This window comes from Deltaproteobacteria bacterium (assembly GCA_018668695.1).
GTDB lineage: Bacteria > Myxococcota > XYA12-FULL-58-9 > XYA12-FULL-58-9 > JABJBS01 > JABJBS01.
Genome location: JABJBS010000347.1, coordinates 1 through 19,551 on the forward strand (window position 1 = coordinate 1; position 19,551 = coordinate 19,551).

General features: G+C 50.0%; 11 protein-coding genes. 7 read left to right on the forward strand and 4 right to left on the reverse strand.

Annotated features, from left to right (window positions below):
• The coding region (gene fabH / locus HOK28_19920) for a beta-ketoacyl-ACP synthase III (GenBank protein MBT6435374.1) at window positions 1–866 on the forward strand (866 nt) is incomplete at its 5' end.
• Here fabH and HOK28_19925 read toward each other — a convergent pair.
• Window positions 860–1,147: a DUF3467 domain-containing protein gene (locus HOK28_19925; GenBank protein ID MBT6435375.1), complete on the reverse strand. Its 288-nt coding sequence runs from the start codon at window positions 1,145–1,147 to the stop codon at window positions 860–862. The genes fabH and HOK28_19925 overlap by 7 nt on opposite strands.
• 279 nt (window positions 1,148–1,426) lie before the next feature.
• Between HOK28_19925 and HOK28_19930 the strand changes: the two genes are divergently transcribed.
• Both HOK28_19930 and HOK28_19935 read left to right on the forward strand, forming a co-directional pair.
• The gene (locus HOK28_19930) at window positions 1,427–7,423 is read left to right on the forward strand and encodes a hypothetical protein (protein MBT6435376.1); all 5,997 of its coding nucleotides are present in this window, start codon (window positions 1,427–1,429) and stop codon (window positions 7,421–7,423) included.
• Complete coding sequence (locus tag HOK28_19935; protein ID MBT6435377.1) at window positions 7,386–7,934, forward strand: hypothetical protein; 549 nt, start codon at window positions 7,386–7,388, stop codon at window positions 7,932–7,934. Before HOK28_19930 ends, HOK28_19935 begins: the two co-directional genes overlap by 38 nt.
• 11 nt (window positions 7,935–7,945) lie before the next feature.
• Here the strand turns inward: HOK28_19935 and HOK28_19940 are convergent, their stop codons facing one another.
• Complete coding sequence (locus HOK28_19940; protein ID MBT6435378.1) at window positions 7,946–8,827, reverse strand: hypothetical protein; 882 nt, start codon at window positions 8,825–8,827, stop codon at window positions 7,946–7,948.
• Window positions 8,828–8,933: 106 nt separating this feature from the next.
• Between HOK28_19940 and HOK28_19945 the strand changes: the two genes are divergently transcribed.
• Together HOK28_19945 and HOK28_19950 are read left to right on the forward strand one after the other, a co-directional pair.
• Complete coding sequence (locus tag HOK28_19945; GenBank protein ID MBT6435379.1) at window positions 8,934–10,223, forward strand: tyrosine--tRNA ligase; 1,290 nt, start codon at window positions 8,934–8,936, stop codon at window positions 10,221–10,223.
• Window positions 10,223–11,008 carry a hypothetical protein gene (locus tag HOK28_19950; protein ID MBT6435380.1) on the forward strand — a complete coding sequence of 262 codons (786 nt, stop codon included), beginning with the start codon at window positions 10,223–10,225 and terminating at the stop codon, window positions 11,006–11,008. Before HOK28_19945 ends, HOK28_19950 begins: the two co-directional genes overlap by 1 nt.
• A 9-nt stretch (window positions 11,009–11,017) precedes the next feature.
• Here HOK28_19950 and HOK28_19955 read toward each other — a convergent pair whose 3' ends face one another.
• Window positions 11,018–11,953, reverse strand: a complete 936-nt coding sequence (locus HOK28_19955) for a hypothetical protein (protein MBT6435381.1) — start codon at window positions 11,951–11,953, stop codon at window positions 11,018–11,020.
• A gap of 55 nt (window positions 11,954–12,008) precedes the next feature.
• A complete protein-coding gene (locus tag HOK28_19960) occupies window positions 12,009–12,437 on the reverse strand; it encodes a hypothetical protein (protein ID MBT6435382.1) in 429 nt (142 codons plus the stop codon).
• A 108-nt stretch (window positions 12,438–12,545) separates the two neighbouring features.
• On the opposite strand from HOK28_19960, the gene mfd reads away from it, so the two are divergent.
• On the forward strand, window positions 12,546–16,040 hold the full coding sequence (gene mfd, locus HOK28_19965; GenBank protein ID MBT6435383.1) for a transcription-repair coupling factor: 3,495 nt from the start codon (window positions 12,546–12,548) through the stop codon (window positions 16,038–16,040).
• A gap of 158 nt (window positions 16,041–16,198) precedes the next feature.
• The coding region (locus HOK28_19970) for a hypothetical protein (GenBank protein ID MBT6435384.1) at window positions 16,199–19,551 on the forward strand (3,353 nt) is incomplete at its 3' end.

The window sequence follows — 19,551 nt, forward strand, 5'->3', positions numbered from 1 at the left end:
AAAATGATCCCATGGGTGCATCCGAACTGGGGACCCGGGCGGCCAGAGAAGCACTCGATAATGCAGGCATATCGAAAGATGATGTCGACCTAATTATCTATGCGACCTTAAGCCCTGATAAGTTCTTCCCAGGAGATGGGGTTCTTGTTCAAGCAAAGCTTGATATTGCCCCAGGTGTGCCTGCCTTAGATATTAGAAACCAATGTTCAGGTTTTCTTTATGGTTTGTCTGTAGCGAACGCGTTTATTAAAACCAAAACCTACAAAAATATTTTATTGATTGGTTCAGAAGTTCATTCAACTGGCCTCGATTTAAGCGACCGCGGCCGCGACGTCTCGGTTATCTTTGGCGATGGTGCAGCTGCAGTTGTTTTGTCAGGTGTTGAGGATGATGGCGAAGATGATATTTTGAGTGTGCATTTGCATGCCGATGGTCGCCACGCTGATGTTCTGCAGATTGCTTACCCTTCAAGTGCCGAAATGCCGCGCGCAACCCCGGAAAAAATCGAACAAGGTCTGCACTGGCCTATGATGGAAGGGCGAACAGTCTTTAAACACGCTTCCGTGCGAATGCCGGAAGTTGTAATGGAAGCTCTAACCCAAAATGGGGTTACTCCAGAAGACATCGATCTCTTGATTCCTCACCAAGCCAATCTTCGCATCAGCGAAATGGTTCAAAAGCGTCTCAAACTTAGAGATGACCAAGTATTCAACAATATTCAGAAATATGGGAACACAACCGCTTGCTCGATTCCCTTGGCTCTGCACGAAGCAATTACCGAGGGTAAACTTAAACGGGGCGATCTGCTTTGCTTAGCCGCTTTTGGTGCAGGATTTACCTGGGGCTCGGCTCTAATCCGCTACTGAAGAAGCTGATCTGCTGGGTCTGGGCCTTGAAGCTCGATGGGTCCAAACCGCTCTTCATATTTTCGGATATTTTCCTGAAGCGCTCGCAGAAGTCTCTTGGTGTGATGAGGACTTGAAATAAGTCGCGCTCGCACATTTGCCAATGGCTGCTGGGGCTGAACGTACATCGCGTCAATCGTAAACTCTCCTTGAGTATGGTTCACCAACGCTAGGTTCACGTACATCCCTTTGCTGATTTCATCATCGAGTTTAATTTGAAGCTTTAAGTCTCTATCTTGCATTGTAATCTCGCAGTTTTTCTAAATGAGTGAAGATGTCTTTATACGCTAGCTACCCTAAGCTCAATGAAGGGATTCTTGATAGGTTTTGCCACTGCCAGCCGCTCAAAAGCACCCTAATATTAGATAAGAACGGCTCAGCCTTAGGGTGGCCTAATCAACCGGTTCAGAGGGAGAGATTTTTCCCTCATTCAAGCTTTCTCCGCGTCATACAACCTGTCATTGTGTGAGTAAGAATATCTTTTAGGTCAATGGTTTAGAGTTTAGGGAGCGGGAACTCTTATGGTTACTATACGCCGATTGGGATGGGTCGCTTTGACTTGTGTCCTAATTTTGACGAGCTGCAAGCAAGGTTCAGATACTCAAGGTGCAGTCATTTTTGAAATCAGCAGCACTTCTGCAGTTGATAACCTTGAGATCAAAATACGAAACGAAGCCTACACTGCTTATAGTTTTACTGAGTCAGTCAGTGAAAAGAACATCCTAACCGACCCCTATCGTATTGCTTTACAACCCACGGAAGACCTCCAGGAAAAATTTTTGATTTACGTCAAAGGTTACAGTGGCGATTCCCTTATCGCCGCCAATTCAGCCTTTGCCGATTTTAGAACGCCTGAGACCATTACCTTACGCCTGCGAACAGGTTTTCAAGATGCTGATGGAGATGGTTTTGAAGACTGCGGTGAACAAGGCCGCTCTTTTTGTGACTGCAACGACAACGAACCAACTTGGAACCCCTTTACCGAAGACCGCTGCGACAACACCTTCGATGAGAATTGCACAGGATTTCCAAACGAAGGGTGCCCTTGCTCCGAGAATATCCCCTGCACAATTCTTCCGGCAAATCTGGCCAACGATATGGCTGGAATTGGCGCTTGTACAACCGGCTTCCTCTATTGTGAGGACGGTGTTTTAAGTGAGACATGCGTGGGTGCAGGACCCGCTGGCGGTTTGGACGCAATCTTCGAAGTTGAAAATAATCTCATTGATGATGATTGTGATGGCACAGTTGATGAGGGTTCTAGTTGTGCAGCCGGCAGTTCCAGAGCCTGCTTTTTAGGACTTGTTGACGACCTAGCTGGGGAAAATCCAAGTGCAGCCACGGCCCGGGCGATGGGTATATGCTCCACCGGTCTTCAAACCTGCGACGAAAATAATACATGGGGTAAATGTGAAGGTGAAACCCGTTCTGATCCCACGCGGGCCCCGCTCTACTGGGCCGAAACACATCTAGGCGACGAAACACCCGATTCAAATCTTCCAATCAGCAGCCGCTATGCTCAATGCGATGGTTTAGATAACGATTGTGATGGCGCGATTGATGATGAAGCCGCCTATGACAAAGATGGCGACGGCTACACGTTATGCGGGACCTGCGATAAAAAAATTGGTGACGAATTTATATCCTGCGACCTTTGTGATGTTCGAGATAGCCCTGTGGCCGGAACAAGTCTTTGTTCCTCAATGATCGATTGCGATGATGGCAACGCCGAGGTTCATCCTCGCAATGAAGAGCGCTGCGACAATTCAATCGATGATGATTGCCGGTGTGATCACAGTGTGGGTGCGAATGTAACGGGGCAACCGATTTTACTTCTCACGGGCGCTGTTCAATGTGTTTCGGATGAAGCTTTCTTAGACTGCTCGCGACCGGAAAGAAGTGACGGCTCATCTACCGGACTCTGCTCTGGGGGTGATTTACCTGGCGTCTATTATTATGGCTTTAGTTCTGACGACTCCGACAACTGTTATTATTGCGGCACATCTTACGGCCTGCAGTGTCAGAGTGATGGTGTTGGATGCACTGAAAAACAAGATGATTGCGAAACCTGTGCTGAGCCCGACTACTCTTCTTTGCCTCTGATGCGGCAAACCTGTCGCCAACCAGGCGGTGGTTGCAGTGATTTAGAACCCCCGCAATGGGAACTGATAACTGTCGGCGACCCCTACGATGACTGCGGGTTTGTTTCCTGCGCAGGTTATTATTGGGGGATTGAAAACAACCGTTGTTACGGCAAGCTTGACCAAGAAGCGGCCCGCGTTGATTGTAAACCAGGTGGTGAATGTGAGACCGCTTTCGACCGCTGCAGCGCCGAGGCACAACGAAGCGAGCTGCCGCTGGAGCAAGCCCTTTGTACTCAAACCATCGGCGGTTGTGATGGTGTGCAAGATCCAGTTGTAGAAAACCAACCCAACAACGCTGATGTGTTTGACCAGTGCTCAGACCCATTTATCTGTGATAATTCTGGAGATGGCGGTGGCCCGTTTTATTACGGTGTGATCGATGATGATGGAAACTCATTGGCCAATGGCGAGTGTTATTTTCGCGCAGATATTTTATCGGCGGATGGTGCCAATGCCTGCAACGGAAGCGGTGATTGCCAAACGCGGCTTGAGGCCTGCTCAACCAGTGCCATCGGTGAAGCTGTTGGCACTCGGCCCGCTTGTGAGTATCCCCTTGAAAACGATACGTGTTACGGAGAAGAAGGCCCGGATTATTTAGCGGTTAGTCTTCATACAGACCCTTACGGTGATTGCAGCGTTGATCAAACCTGCTGTGTGTCTGGAGCTGGCGATGGCATGTGCTGCCGACTTCAAGGCCAGTCATGTGGAGCGCAAAGCGAATGTGCTTTGGGTTTAACCTGTGTTGATGGCATTTGCTGCTCCTCTGCTTGCGATACAGCATGTTATTCTTGCCGCGGCGAGAACAATACGGTTGGCGTTGATGGAACCTGTTCTCCTCTCAATACGATTGCGCAAGATACCTCTCCTGGGAATCTTTGCAGCCCCAGTGCGGGAAACTGCGGCGGAGACGGCGCGTGCATTTGTGAAGCGGGCAGCGGAAATTGTAAGCGAGATGCCGGCAATACTTGTTCCACAGACGACAACTGCTCAAGTGGATTTTGTGAGTGTGCCAATGGGGATTGCACTTTAAAGCGTTGCAGCCCGATTGATTGTGATTCTTGCTTGTTCAACGTTGATGGCGATTCGGTATGCGAAGGCTTGGTTGCGGATGATATTATCGATGCCGGCAATTCTTGCGGCTCAACTTCTTGTAATGGTCTTGGAGGGTGCAACGTCGTCAATGGAAATGCTTGTGCAACAAATAACAACCAAGAGTGTTTAAGTAATGTTTGCGTGCTTGGGACTTGTTCAAACCTTTCTCCAACCGGGGGCAGCTGCGATGAGACAGCGGACTGCGAGCAAGGTGTTTGCAATGCCGATAATGTTTGCCGCATCCCAGGAAGTTTGATTATCGACAATGGGCTTCTTACGAGTGAACGTGTTGCAGACCAGGATGATTCTTTTCAAGTTTCATTAACATCCAAACCAATAGCCGATGTTGTGGTCAATATTGCCAGCTCAAACGAAGACGAGGCGATAGTGATTCAGTCTGTGATAACCTTTTCGACCTCGAACTGGAACACACCACAAACGGTGACTGTCCGTGGTCAAAATGACAATATGGCCGACGGCTCACAGCCTTTTAGCATCACCCTCTCCTTTTCATCTTCAGATGACGACTATGCGGCGCTCGCAAACGAGATTCTACCTGGAACAAATGTGGATGATGACGTGGCTGGTGTGAGCGTAAGTCCCATAACAGGGTTGGCGGTTTCAGAGTCAGGAACCAGTGCCAGCTTCTCTGTGGTGCTCAATACCGAGCCTTCTCATAATGTGAATATTCCTATTGTTAGTGGGAATACCAACAAAGCCGTTGTCGATGATAATAGCCTGCGCTTTAAGCCGTCGAACTGGAGCACACCCCAAACTGTCAACATCACCGGTATTGATAACGACATAGACGATGACGACGAGCTTGTGACCATTGCTTTGGGAAGCGCAAATAGTGCTGATTCAGAGTATAGCAATATGAATGTGGACTCCGTTGAGGTTACCGTAACCAACGACGACATCGCGGGCATTGAGATTATGCCGACCGTCGGGCTTGAAACTTCTGAGGCAGGCGGCACTGCCGACTTCACTGTGGTCTTAACCAGTGAGCCGCTGCAAAATGTAAGCGTTGGTTTTGAGAGTTCTGATGCCACAGAGGGAAGCTTGTCTTCGACCAACTTAGTGTTCACTGCCTCAAATTGGGACAGCCCTAAAACGGTGACCGTGATAGGACAAGATGATGATATAGATGATGGCAACAAAGGTTTTTCAATTATAACGGCTGAAGCATCAAGTTCTGATTCTCTTTATCAAATCAACCCCGACGACATCTTCGTTACCAATGTCGACGATGATACAGCAGGTGTGACGTTAAGCCAGGTGTCGGGTCTATCCACCACTGAAGGCGGTGGCCAAGATAGTTTTACGATTGTTTTGGATTCCGAGCCAACCTCGAGTGTTACCATCAACTTAAGTACGAACAACGCAGATGAAGTTTCTATAGGCGCATCCTCTGTTGTTTTTTCAAACGCAAATTGGGACATCCCAAAAACCATCACCTTGACGGGCCAAAACGATGATGTTGATGATGACAACCAAAGCTACAATATTATTCTGAGTGCGATGATAAGCGCCGATGGTAACTACAGCGGCACCGATGTTCCGGACGTGTCTGGGACGAACGAAGATGATGACACGGCAGAGGTTATTGTAACCCCTCTTGGGAGCATGGTGACGAGTGAATCAAGCTTGGGAACAGCCTCTTTTACGGTCGTACTTGGAAGCCAGCCCGCATCGAGTGTGGAGGTTCAAATTGAGAGCCAGGATACCACCGAAGGCACCGTTGATTTAAGTTCTGTTGTTTTCAATGCCATCAATTGGGATGATCCTATTACGGTACAAGTCTCGCCAGTAGACGACGACATAGATGATGGTAACGTCACCTATGCTATTTCTTTGGGTACTCCGATCACCACAGATCCTAAATACGGAGCGCTTGGTGCCAGCGATGTTGATGATGTTGATGTTTTAAACCAGGATGATGACACCGCAGGGTTCTTGATCTCAGAAGCAGGCTCTCTTGATACGGATGAGGGCGGGCTCACAGACTCTTTCAGTTTAAAATTAGCATCCGAGCCAACAAACAGCGTCACCGTCAATATCACCAGTACAGATACTGGGGAGGTCTTGGTTGTTACTGAGCAATTGGTTTTTGGTGCATCAAACTGGGATGAGAACCAAACAATCACGGTTGCCGGCGTCGATGATAATATTGTCGATGGCACGAAAACCGTGACCGTAAGCTTAGGTACGGGATCCAGCCTTGATGGAAATTATAACAATCTAACGGTTGGTTCAGCTTTGGTAGACAATGCAGACGATGAACCTCAACCGAGTGTATCCATTGCCGACGGTTCGGTAACTGAAGGCGACGCCGGGATGGCTACCCTAGATATGGTTTTGAGCTTAGATTATGCCAGTGAGTCGGCGGTCACGGTTCATTGGGCAACGGCGGATGGCTCTGCGCAGGACTCGTCCGATTATACAGCTGCAAGCGGAACTGTGACCTTTAGTCCTCTGGATCAAGAGGAAACTATTTCCGTCAGTGTATCGGGCGATTTCGTAGATGAAGGAGATCAAACCTTTACAGTGACTCTTGATTCCCCAACTCAGGCTCAGCTTGGCGATGCCTCTGGGGTAGCGACCATTGTAAATGACGATATTGCGCCGGTTGTAACCTTGTTAACTGCAGCCAGTGGTGTAGTCGCACCGGTTACTCAAGACACCATTGCTATAGAATGTGCCTTTACCGATGGTAACGACCCTTCAAAAACTACGTTTGATATCACTGTGGCGATTCGTGATGCAGGCGGCGCGTCGTTTCTTGTTTGCGACGCAGTCTCCAACGGTCAAACATGTGAGGGGGGTAACCAGGCCACTATAACGAGAAGCTCTCCCGGAGTGTTTTCCATGACGGTCGATTGGAACCCAACCGTAGGCCTTGCTTCAGGTATCTATGATTTAAGTTGCGCGGTTTTTGATTGGGGGCTGAATGTCGGAATTGCAGACTTTGATGACCATCTAGATTTTGTGGAACTCGATGCAGTGGCACCTCCGCCTCCCGTGGTGACAAGCAGTCTTGCCGATACAACCGACACAACGCCTACCTGGACTTGGGTGAGCGGCGGCGCAGACGGTTCTGGGGTTTATCGCACGAGCTTTTCGGAAGGTGACCTTCTTTCAGCCGCGGAGGTAACGGATTTAAGTTACACGCCAACGGTTGATTTAAGTCTTGGGGCCTATACCCTTTATGTACAAGAGCGAGATACAGCAGGTAACTGGTCTGATGCGGGTACGTTTACAGTCACGGTTTCGCCCCCGTAATTTTGGAATGATGATGATGATGCGAGCATTGAAACGACTAAGTATGCTGGTGGTCCTTGTTGGATTCATAATGAGCTGCGGCCCGCGTTCGAAAACGGTGGTTCAGCAAAAGCCGTTGGTGGCCAACAAACAAATTTCCGAGGACAAAGTTTTAAGTGAAACACCGCCCACAAAGCCGGTGGTAGAGCCAGCACCCAGGAGAATTCCAGAAACAGATCCACAACTTGCGATAAAGGCACGCCAAAAGATTAAACGGGCTCAAAAGCTTTACGCCATAGGTGAATACGACCGGGCTGAAGCTTTACTAAAAGAGTCGATCACTATTTTTCCATTTTTAGCACAAGCACAGCTTACCCTTGGGAAGATATTCTTGATCAAAGGTTCAGGGACACGAGATATGGCATTGCTAAACAGTGCACGACTCATGTTTGAGATGGCTGGAGCCATCGACCCCGGTTTGGCCGAGATTCAAACGCTCTTGGAGCTATTTACGGTGCGCTACCCTGAATAAAAGCGAGTTGCTTAAAGGTAGAATTGCAAAGAACCTATTACGGTCCACATCCGGGCGCGTTCGATGGAATGGTTAAAACTAATATCCACTGAGCCAGATTGGCTAAAATATCCAACGCCGCCTGATATAAAGTTTTCTCTGCCAGCTTCACCGCTGGCAAAAATACGCTCGTCATTCATATAGCCAAGCCGAATGGGAATAACTCGTGAAAGAATATATTCCGCACCAAGATGATAAGATGCCACCAATTCTTCTTGGGAAATATCGAGCTTCGTATCAAATGCCACCACGAAGCCCTGACCGCCTCCGCTGAGCCCAAGTCCAATATGTTGGGGGCTTAATCCGGTCTCTTGGGACGTCACGAAGTTATGCCAACTTGCGCCGAACTGCAGGTAATCTGAGAGCCTAATTAAAAGACCAAAGTCGCTTGAGAATTCGCGAATATCTTCATTCTCTCCTGCTGTGTCTCGGTTGCCTTCGGTGTAATGAATGGTCGTTCCAAGAGCAAACATGTCTCCTACTCGGTAACCAAGGCCCAAGGAGACTCGGTGCAGGTTTTTAGTTTTGCCTTCGGTGTCTGATTTTAAAAGTTCGTAGCTCAGACCGCCGGCAACGGGTCCTGACTTTGAATCAACCGCACTCGCGGTAGCACGGCTTTCTTTGTATTTCTCGCTCCAAGCATAGTTAAGCTCGATGGCGTAACGTGTTTGAATTGCGAGACCAGCCGGGTTGAGCTTAAGCGTGTCATTGGAAGTCCCAAGTGCTCGGTGTGCTCCGCCCATCGCTAGAGAGCGAATCCCTGCAACTTGTTCAAAATCTGAAGCGGCCATACCAAGGTTGGGCGCAAACACCGTAGCCAAGGAGCAGAAAATAAAGAGGCGAAAAGGGTTCATGATCTATCTCTAGCAAAGCCCGATCCCAGCCGCCAGAAACCCGTCACATCCCTTTGGGCCGCTGCGGAGGCTTGACCCCATAGGATAGCTCTGTAAAGAGGGAGCTATGACGACAAAAAATGCATTCGATGTGCTTAAAGAGCGCGGTTTTATCAAACAATGTACTGACGAAGAGGCTGTGCGAGAGCTTTTCGAAGAAGGCCCAGTAACGGCCTACATTGGCTATGATCCCACAGCAACAAGCCTTCACATAGGCAACTTGTTCGTGACCATGGCGTTGATGCATTTGGAGCGCCTCGGCCACCGGCCATTGGTGGTTGTGGGTGGAGCCACGGCGATGGTTGGCGACCCGTCCGGTAAGACAGAGATGCGTCAAATGATGACGGGCGACACGATTGGAGACAACGTATCCTCGATTAAGCAGCAACTTTCACGCTTTCTGACCTTTGAAGAGGGTAAAAGCATTTTGGTAAACAACGCTGATTGGTTGATGGAGTTCAAATACATCGACTTTTTAAGAGATGTTGGGCGTCACTTTTCTGTAAATAGAATGCTCGCGGCTGAATCTTACAAGCAAAGACTTGAGCGCGGTTTGTCTTTTATCGAGTTCAACTATCAGATCTTACAAGCTTACGATTTCATGGAGCTTCGGCGTAGACACGGGTGTGTTTTGCAGATGGGCGGCGATGACCAGTGGGGTAATATTTTGGCAGGGGTCGACCTCACTCGAAGGATTGATTCCGAACTTGTCCACGGCCTTACTTTTCCTCTTTTGCTCACTTCAGCCGGTGAAAAAATGGGTAAAACGGCTAAGGGCGCTCTATGGCTGGACGCCGACCGCGTGAGCCCGTACGAATTTTACCAGTACTGGGTAAATGTAGACGATGCAGATTTGGAAAAGACTCTCGGGTTTTTGACCTTTTTGCCGATGGAAGAGGTTCGCACTGTGACCACTCTCCAGGGCCGGGAACTGAATATGGCGAAATCTATTCTCGCCTACGAGGTGACCAAGCTCGTTCACGGGAAAGAAGAGGCGTCAAAAGCTCATCAAGCAGCACAAAGCGCTTTCGGTTCGCGTGAAATCCCTGCCGAACTCTTGGTTTCAAGCGATGTACCTCGGAAAGTAGCCTCCAACACCGCTCAAATCCCTACAAAGGAGCTTGCAAATTCAGAGCTTGCTGAAGGTGTTACACTTGTTGATATGATGGTTCAGGTGGGTTTTGATAAATCGAAAAGCGCGGCGCGGCGTTTGATTAACCAAGGTGCAGTAAGAATTAACGATGTTAAGATTACTGATGGAGCCTACGCCCTCTCTGAAGCCGATTTTCAAGATGGGGCCATGACCCTACGTTCTGGAAAGAAAAAAGTTCACCGTGTGGTGCTAAAAGGAGCTTGATGAAACGGTTGATCCAGTTGATGGCGGCAGTGCTTACGTTTTTGGCGTTGGGTACTCTATATGCGGCCCCAACCCCTGGATTTCGTGTCGAGCGTGTTGTTCCAGAAGAAGCGACCGTTAAGCTTGGACAACCCGGCCGTTTTGGAAAGCTTGTGATTCCTGGAACCTCCTTAAAAGTTGTGCACCGCAAAGATGTATTGCTCTTCAGCGATGCCCGAACCATGCAGCCACTTGGCCAAGCACCTTGTCGCCAATCTAAACTTCGTAAATGGGTTCCCAAGGCATCTGTTCAAACGCTTCGTAAAGTTCGGGGAAAAAAGACCAGGCTTTACATGACCTATCGCTACGGTAAGTCGCAGTGTACAGCGACAGGTTGGATAGATCCCTCCGCTCGCCGGGCACGAGATGTTGTCTTGAAGGAAGGCGTCAGAGCGCGGGCACAAGTTGTAGGCATCCCCAGAGAGAAATCTGAGGCTGAGCTGCTCTTTCGAGGGGTTGACCGTTATATTTCAAGCATCGTTCACTGTGCGTCCAAAGCTGAAAAATACCGCTGGAAAACAGGTGAACCCAAGCTTGATAAATGTGCTTGCCCGATTGTGGAGTCTTGGCGTTTGCCCCGGGTCAAAGAACCCGTGCGAATTTCTGTGAAAATTCTAAATTTTAAAATGGGTGTTTCGCTCACAGTTACTCAAAAGGGTCGCTCAGAGAAGTGCAAGCCCTGGACAGCTAGAACACCCCCAGAAGGTGAACCGGCTTTTCTTGAGTCATTACTTAAAGAGCTGTGATTGATATCTTTAAGCCAAAGGAATCAGATCTTGCCCTGGAACTTTGACGCTCATTTTACCAACGGCGACCTTAACCATAGCTTTGGCATCGATGTTTTCAATGATACCGACGTTGCCGCTTAAAAGGCCTGTGGTGATTCGGACTTTGTCGCCTTTTTGAAAGTTGGCAGATTTTTTAATCTTTTCTTCTTTGGCTTTTTTCACCGCTCGGCCTTGGCCAATACAATCGTTGGTTTTGCTCCAAGCGATGTGGGTGTAAAAGGGAAGAAGGTTTTCAATGCCGTTTTGAACCCAAGAAGAAAGCTCAGCCCCCATTTCAGCGCCAAGATCAGAGTCGACAACGTAGCCAAGAAAAAATGGACTGTCTGATTCGAGCAACTCTTCAAGCTCAGTGCGGTCGCTTTCCAGCGCCCACTCGCCGATAGGCTTGAGATTCTCTGGATTGCCCATCATCATATTTTCAGGAAGCGCAGAAAAAGCTTCTAAAGTTTTATCGATTTTATACTCATCTTTAAGATGGGCTAGAAAGTTTCGGCGGTCTACTTCTGCACTTGGGGCAATGTGAAGGCCAATGTTTACTTTCGTTTGGGATAGGACAAGCCCAAGCACGAGGTGCTTATCTTGCGCCGCGGTTGTGAAGAGACTGGCGCTGTCGAGAACAGTTTTGCCTAGAAAGTTGGCCAGTGTTTCTCGGTCTTCCTTGTTGCGGTACCAATAAATCCATTGGCATTCGACCTTCTTTTGATTCGTTATGTTCGGAATCTCGTCGCTGGAGCCACGAACCAAATGGTCGAGTGATTCAGAGATATCTTGAGTTGATTGAGCTGCAAGAGCCACCATCGCATCCTTGGCTTTCATGCGGGCAAGGTTGTGTACCATGCTCGACCAGCGCGAGGGTTCGTAGGTTGCAAAGTGCTCTGAGGTTAGTCCTTTAAATTCCGCCATAGTAGGGGCGGTCTAGCGCTGCGGGAGAAGAAGGTCAACAAGGGACGGGCACCGTTTAGTCCTCTGACGAAGAAATTTCGGGGACGAGTTCTTTGCTGGATTCTTCAAGTAGCCAGGAACCATCAACATGAGCCCAGCGCTGAACGATTGTGAGTTTTTCCACAACCGTGCTTGGGAGAATATAAGCCTGTGCGACGAGGACAACATCGGCGAGCCGGTTTCCATCTTTGGTGTAGGGCGTGACATTGCGCACTTCCATAGACTGGATGTGCAAATCATCTTCAGCGTTTAAATACCGTTCGAGAAATTTGGCGCGGGATTCGGCTGGGACAAATTGCGAGGCATTGGTGAACCGCTTCCAGCGAAGATTTTGATTGTAAGCACTTACAGAGGCTTGCAAGCTTTCCCCGGCGTTCGTACTTGCACAAGAGACCAAAAGTGGGCCAGTGATAAGGCAAAAGAGAAGTGATAGTCGAGTTAACATGCGATCACTTTACCAAGACCTTTAAGATCACGCCATTTTGGCGCTCAAACCTTCACTTGACGCCCTGCTTGGGCCATGGTTGTTGGGCAATGTGTGGAGAAAAAAGCAGTGACCTCTCTTAAATCATCCCTTAAAACCCAGGAAATCCTGCGGATTGAAGGACCAAGTCCAACTCAGCTTGGCTACATGGTGGCCTCCGAAGAGTTTGATGGCTGTACCTTGTGGGTGGTTGAATCTGAGCGTGAGCAGCTGGCTTTGGCTCAAGACCTTACGACATTCACGGGTGGGCGGGTCGCGGTTTTCCCGGATATGCCGCATTTACCTTGGGATGGGGCCGGTGCTGATCCGATTTTGATGGGTGAGCGTCTGGCGCTTAGAGCGGCCCTTTTGGAGGGTGAAGCTTCCCAAAACATCGTGGTCACTGCCCGTAGCCTCTTGTCAAAGTGGGTCACCGAGACAGACTTTCGAGATGGTTATTACACTCTCGAGGTTGGCCAAACGGCCGAGCGCTCGAGCATCATCGACGCTTTGATGCTTTGTGGATACCAGCGTGTAGATACGGTTGAAGATTCGGGCACTTTTGCGGTGCGCGGCGGCATCATCGATTGCTTTATTCCATTGCATATTCACCCCGTTCGAATTGACCTTTTTGGTGATGAAATAGACACCATCCATCCCTATCATGTTGAAACCCAGCGGCGGGGCAAAGAGCTTGGAAAGCTTAACATTTTCCCAATTAGGGAAGTGGCCTACACCGATTCGAGGGTGGCACGGGCCGTAAAATCTCTACGCGATATGGGAGAAAAAATAGCGATACCTTCCCGGCGCTTGGGGGGAATGGTTGAAGATATTGAGCGCCGTCATTATTTCTTTGGCATCGAATCGCTTTGGCCTTTGTTTTACGAATCAACGCAATCGGTGGCCGAGCTACTGGTGAACCAAAGTGCTCAAGTTGTATTGGTTGGAGATCACACTCTTTTTGAATCCATGGCTGACCAAGCAGAGCGCAGCCAAGTTGGATACGATGCTGCAATTGTAAGCGGTGAGCCAGCGGTAGGCGTGGAGCATTTCTATGAATCACCCGCCGCTATCAGCGAGCTTCTCGAGACCCGTCCGCAAATACGCTCGTCTAATCTTTTTACCGAGGACGAGGCAGATTTTACCTCGCCGATGAAACCTTGGACCGAGCTTGTTTCCGAGATGAACCTGCGCCGGTCAGACCCAGGGCGCGGAGAAATATTGGACCCGCTTGTTCAAACCCTGCGCGCCCGTTTCGATACCTCTTCTCATGTGCTTCTTTTATGTGAGGGCTATGTTCAAGCTGAACGGCTGCGAGATTTGCTCTTGGCCCGTAAGATGGATTTGCCCATTTTAAAGAGTTTGCCCCGTGATGTGGTGCGCGGTCTTGAAACACCTCGAATTTACCGCGGCATTGTCATTGGCGCATTAAGCGAAGGCTTTGAGTCTGAAAAAGACAAGCTCTGCATCATCACCGACCGTGAGATTTTTGATGTTTCTCGGCTTTTAGCGCGCACCCGTCGTCGCAAGAGACCCGAGCCTGGCGGGCTGGAGACCATTCGAGACTTAAAAGAAGGCGATGCGGTGATTCATATGGATCACGGCATTGGCCGATACCGAGGGCTGACCCGCTTGATGCTCAGCGGCTTGGACGGTGATTACGTTCATCTAGAATACGCCGATGGAGATAAACTTTACGTTCCAATTTATCGCTTAAACTTGATTCAAGAATACCGGGGCCCTCAAGGCAATGTTCGCCTTGATAAGCTTGGGGGAACGCGCTGGGCCAAAACACGTAAAAAAGTCAAAGATGCCATGGTGCAAATGGCGCACCGGTTACTTGAGGTTCAAGCTCGCCGGGCTGCGCTGAGTGGATTCTCTATGGACCCGCCAGACCATAATTTCCGCGCCTTTGAGGCTCGCTTCGCCTATGAAGAAACCCCTGACCAACGTACGGCCATCGAGGCGGTTATCGATGACCTTCAAGATACCAAGCCAATGGACCGAGTTGTTTGTGGTGATGTTGGATTTGGGAAAACCGAGGTGGCCATTCGAGCCTCTTTATTGGCCGTGCTCGGAGGTTATCAGGTTGCAGTTTTGGTTCCGACGACGGTCTTGGCGGAGCAGCATGGAGCGACTTTCCGCGAGCGTTTAGAGCCAGAAGGAGTCCGGGTCGAGGTATTGAACCGCTTTCGAAAACCAGCGGAAATACGAGCGATTGTTCAGCAAGTGCGCGAGGGGAAAATTGATGTGCTGATCGGTACGCACCGAGTGTTAAGCCAAGACATCGTCTTTAACCAATTGGGCCTCTTGGTCGTTGATGAAGAACACCGCTTTGGGGTTCGGCATAAAGAGCGCGTCAAAGAGCTCAAGCATGAGGTCAACGTTCTCACGCTCACAGCAACACCGATCCCTCGAACACTCCACATGGCCACTGCGGGAATGCGTGATTTAAGCACCATCAAAACACCGCCTGCGGCTCGTTCAGAAATTAGAACTGAGGTTCTGAGGTTTGATGAAGAAGTCATTCGCGAGGCGATTGTGCGAGAGCTTCACCGAGGTGGGCAGGTCTTTTTCGTTCATAACCGCGTCGCCTCCATTCATTCGATGGCACAAAATGTCCGCGAATGGGTGCCCGACGCCAAGCTGGGTGTGGCCCATGGGCAAATGAAGGGTCCAGAGCTTGAGAAAATCATGGTCGATTTTGTCACGCGTAAAACAGACATCCTTGTTAGCACTGCGATTATCGAAAGTGGTATCGATATCCCGTCGGCCAATACGATGATTATCAACCGGGCCGATACATTTGGCCTAAGCCAGCTCCACCAAATTCGTGGCCGGATCGGCCGAGGCAAGCGGCGCGCTTATGCCTACCTTATGATCCCGCGAGACCAACGTATGACCCGCGATGCAACTGAGCGATTGGCCGCTTTGAAGCGGCACTCAAGTCTGGGTGCGGGGTATCAAATTGCCACCCGTGATTTGGAGCTTCGCGGCGCTGGAGATCTTTTAGGCTCAAGCCAAAGTGGCCACATCGCGGCTGTTGGTTTTGAGCTTTATACTCGGCTTCTCGAGGAGGCTGTTCAGCAGGTGCGAGGCTCGGAGACGACCCATGAGGTTGAGCCCGATATCAAGCTGCCAGTCACCGCGGTTATCCCTGAAAGTTATGTTGAGCAGCCGATGCATCGTCTCGATCTCTACCAAAGGCTAAGCCAAACCAGCAGTGATGAGCAGATTTTTGAAGTTTATGAACAAATGCAAGAGTACCATGGCCAGGCACCGGAAGAAGTCGCTTTTTTGGTGGAAGTGATGCTGATTCGTCTTCGCTTGAAGCGTTTGGGAATCTCAGCTCTTTCGAGCCGTTTTGATCCTGGTGAAATTAAGATCGGGCTAACCCTCCTCAAAGAAGCCCATATCGACTCCGCTCGCTTTGCTCTGATGCTCCAAAATGAGCCTGGAAAATATGGACTCACGCCCTCGGGAAGACTCTCTCTTACTTTTGACGTGCCGCAACATGCTGGGCTGCGTGAACGGCTGCGTAATGTCCGGGATGCGCTCAGCGCTTTGCCCCTTCTGCCCGAATAACAGGGGCTTAGGGCAATCACGCATGATTTCAGATAGATAGAGCGATTGATCAATAAAATCCACGCCATAAGAGAGGCTTTCTCACTGTTTTTATTGCATTTTTTTTCGATTTAGGCCATAAAAGGCATACTTGGCCCCTTTGGAGGTAAGCAAGAATCATGCCTGAAGTACTATCCACGTTGAATACCCCGTTTTTTGGTCGCGAAGAGTATATTGCAAGATACCGCGCTCGTTTAAACCACTACCCTGTATCCATGTATGTGGGTCTTCAGGGAATTGGTAAGACCACCCTTATGCGCCGCTTGGCTGCTGAAGTGGAAGCGATTGGCCTGGAAAAGTCGGTCTACCTACCGGTAAGCCCGGGTGAAGGTGTCGGAAGTATTCTTGCCCGAGTTGAGGCTCGACTCTCAGGACGAATTGGCCAATCTGTCGACAGCGCAGCGGATGCGTTTCGCCGGCTCACGGATGTTCTCGACAGCCACAAGTGCCTCTTGATGCTTGATGATTTGCACAACATCAAAACCGAAGACTACTCAGGTCTCGTTCGAACGATTCACGCCTACCGCGGAAACTACCGTGTATTAGCAGCGATGCAGCATGAGATTGAGCTTGCCGCCATGGACAAGGCTGGCATCCACATGGAGCTGGTTAAGCCATTCTCGAAAGCAACGGTTGAAGAAGTTGGCGTGGCCATGAACTTGAGCCAGGAAGCTCGAACCCGCCTCCAGGAAGATTGTGTGCGCGGCGGTTCTTCGGCTCACCCGCTGACTTTAACCTTCTTAGGCTCGCTCTTGGGTGACAACCTCCCAGACGACGAGTTTATGCGGAAGCTAACTGCTCGCTCTATTAAGAGTTTCCAAGCCATCTGGGAAAAGGGCATGACTCAGCTTTCCAGTGATGAACTCGATTGCCTCGCTCGGCTCACCCGCATTGGCTTACCGCTTAGCCTGGAAATAGGCCGCAAAGCATTTGGCGATGTAGTAGATACGCTTCTGAAAAAGCGCCTGCTTGATGAAATCGACGGCAACGTTGTTGTTCACGGAATCATTCGCCGTCTGGTTCAAGACCGCGAAGCCGAGCTCGATGATCACATGTCGGAAGTTTTGGCTACATTTCTCCAAGAGCACGCTCTCAAAAACAGTGAGCCACTTGGTGTTATTCGTGCCGGTGAAATCCTTGCCCGCTCGGGCCGCATTGATAAAGCAGTTGAAACACTTAGCTCCGGTTGGGAAGCCGTTCGAAGCTTTGGTTTTCTGAAGGCTTATCTTAAGACGTTGGCCTCGATACCAGCGGATGAAACGTTGAGTGGTCGCCTCCGTGTGTTGGCCGCGCGAGCACGTATGCGCCAAGGTCTACCCACGCAAATGCGTGATGAAATGATGGAGCTCAGTGAGTCGAAAGATCCTTGGACAGCTTCTCGTTCATTGGCAGCTCTCACATATATCGACAGCGAAAAGCGCGACCATAAGAATGTTGTCGTTTCCTATCGCCGCCTGGCCAAAGTAACCAAAGATTCAGACATCCTACTCGACGCCGGTATGCTTGCCGCAACGAGCATGGTTCGTCTTGAGCAGGTTAAAGAAGCCGAAGAATTAGCTTACGACCTTCTGCTTTTACTGAAGGGTAAAAAGCAGTTCGACCGTGAAGGTGAAATGCATCGTCTGATTGCACGCGTTTGTGCTCAGGCAGGGCGCCTTGACGATGCCATTGAGCAGGCAGGTTTAGCGGCAGTATGTTTTGAAAAAGCAGGTGATTTGTATCACGCCGCTGCTGCACACGGTTACATCGGTGACCTTTACCGCGAAACCGGCGACTTCGAAAAAGCCAAGATTGCTTTTGAAGAGTTTCGAACGGCAGCTGTAAAATGGGGCGACCGAAACTTGGTACAAATAGCAGAGCTGGCAGACGCATGGGTGTCTCTGGATATTGGCGATTTGACTCACGCTTCCAAGCTGATTGCTGAAGTTGAAAAAGAAATGACGGGTGCCGCCAGTCGCCGCTTAAAGCGTTATCTAGCCGCTGCGAAAGTGATGTTGGATGCCGGCCGGGGTAATCACGAAGAAGCAATCGCAGTCTTGCCGCGAGTCATCGACCTGTGGGTTGGTGCCGGGCAACAAGCCATCGCTGATATTTTACGTGCTCAACTCGTTCGTTCACGGGTGGCGCTCGGGGATGTCGACGGTGCGCAGACTATTGTTGATGAGGCACTGAGCCGCCTTGACCCGACCATTGCTGGACCTCGTGTTGCAATGTTTCGCCGCGAAGCTGGTTTGATTCGACTTCGCAACAAAGACAGCAAAGGCGCTTTGAGCGAACTTTCAAAGGCCCGCAAACTTTTTGGAGCCGGTGGCAACAGACGTGAAGAAGTTTTAACGCTTCACCGCTTAGCCCACGCCGCTTTGGATTTGGGTGATGTTCCGGCCGCGCAAAAGCGAGCGAAGGAAGTCTTAACTCTCGCTCGAGAAATTAAGCATGAACGCGCCATTGCTTTGGCCCGCGAACTCGACAGCCGTTTGGCGCTTGTTCTAGGCGACGCCGAAGAAGCCGTCGAAGCTGGCCGCGAGGCAATGCTGGCCTTGCGTAAGCTTGGTGATGATCTCGGCACACTTCACGTTTCAGAACTTTTACTTCGCGCCTACATAGCAGCCGGCGATTTAGCCAGCGCTATCCGCCTCGGGCCTCGCGTTGGTGCTCACGCAGAACGTGTGGGTATCCGCGAAGTTCGCATCCGCGCTATCGTTCTTACGGGGGCTGCCCTCTTGAGAAAAGACAACGTAGAAGCAGCTCGGCGTTGTTTCCGAGAAATCCCGGTGGGCGTATTGGCACCACTTACGGGAGCGTTGATGTGGCGTCTGGGTGAAGCTTTGGCCCTTTATGACAAAGATGAGACTCAAGGCGCTAAGTGCCGTGCAAACTGGGTTTCAGAACTGCGTCGTTTACCGGCTCAAAAGCATGAACTCAGCTTGAGCACGCTTTCTCAGTTGGCCCTGGCTCCCCGTGTACGCTGCTGCCTAACTACCGCCGATGGCGAAGAAATGATTGGCAGCGAGCATCTCGCATGGTTCAAGCCAGAAGATTACCGTGTGGTCATTGATTTACATACTCTCCAGATCAACCTGGGTACTGAAGAACCAGTCTCTGTGGAAGATGCAAACCATATCCGGATTTTGAACTTACTTGCTCAGCATGAAGGACACGTTGTGTCGCTCGAAGATCTTGAGGAAGCTGTTGAAATTGAAGAAGGCGAGAAGCCGCTTAGTCCAAAGCAGCGTGAGCGTAAGGTCAAGAATATGCTTAAGTCTTTTGAGAAGCTTATTAAAGAACAGGAGCAACTCAAGCTGACTCATACCGCTACCGGTGTGAAGATGAAGTTACCCAAGAACAGTGCGAGCATCACCCCACTGATTCTTTGGGATGAGAACTTAACTTCCGCACACCACAGCATTTTGACCCATCTTGGAGGGGTTTGCTCATCAAGCCTGCAGGGTCTTCAGGACGCGACAGCACTTAC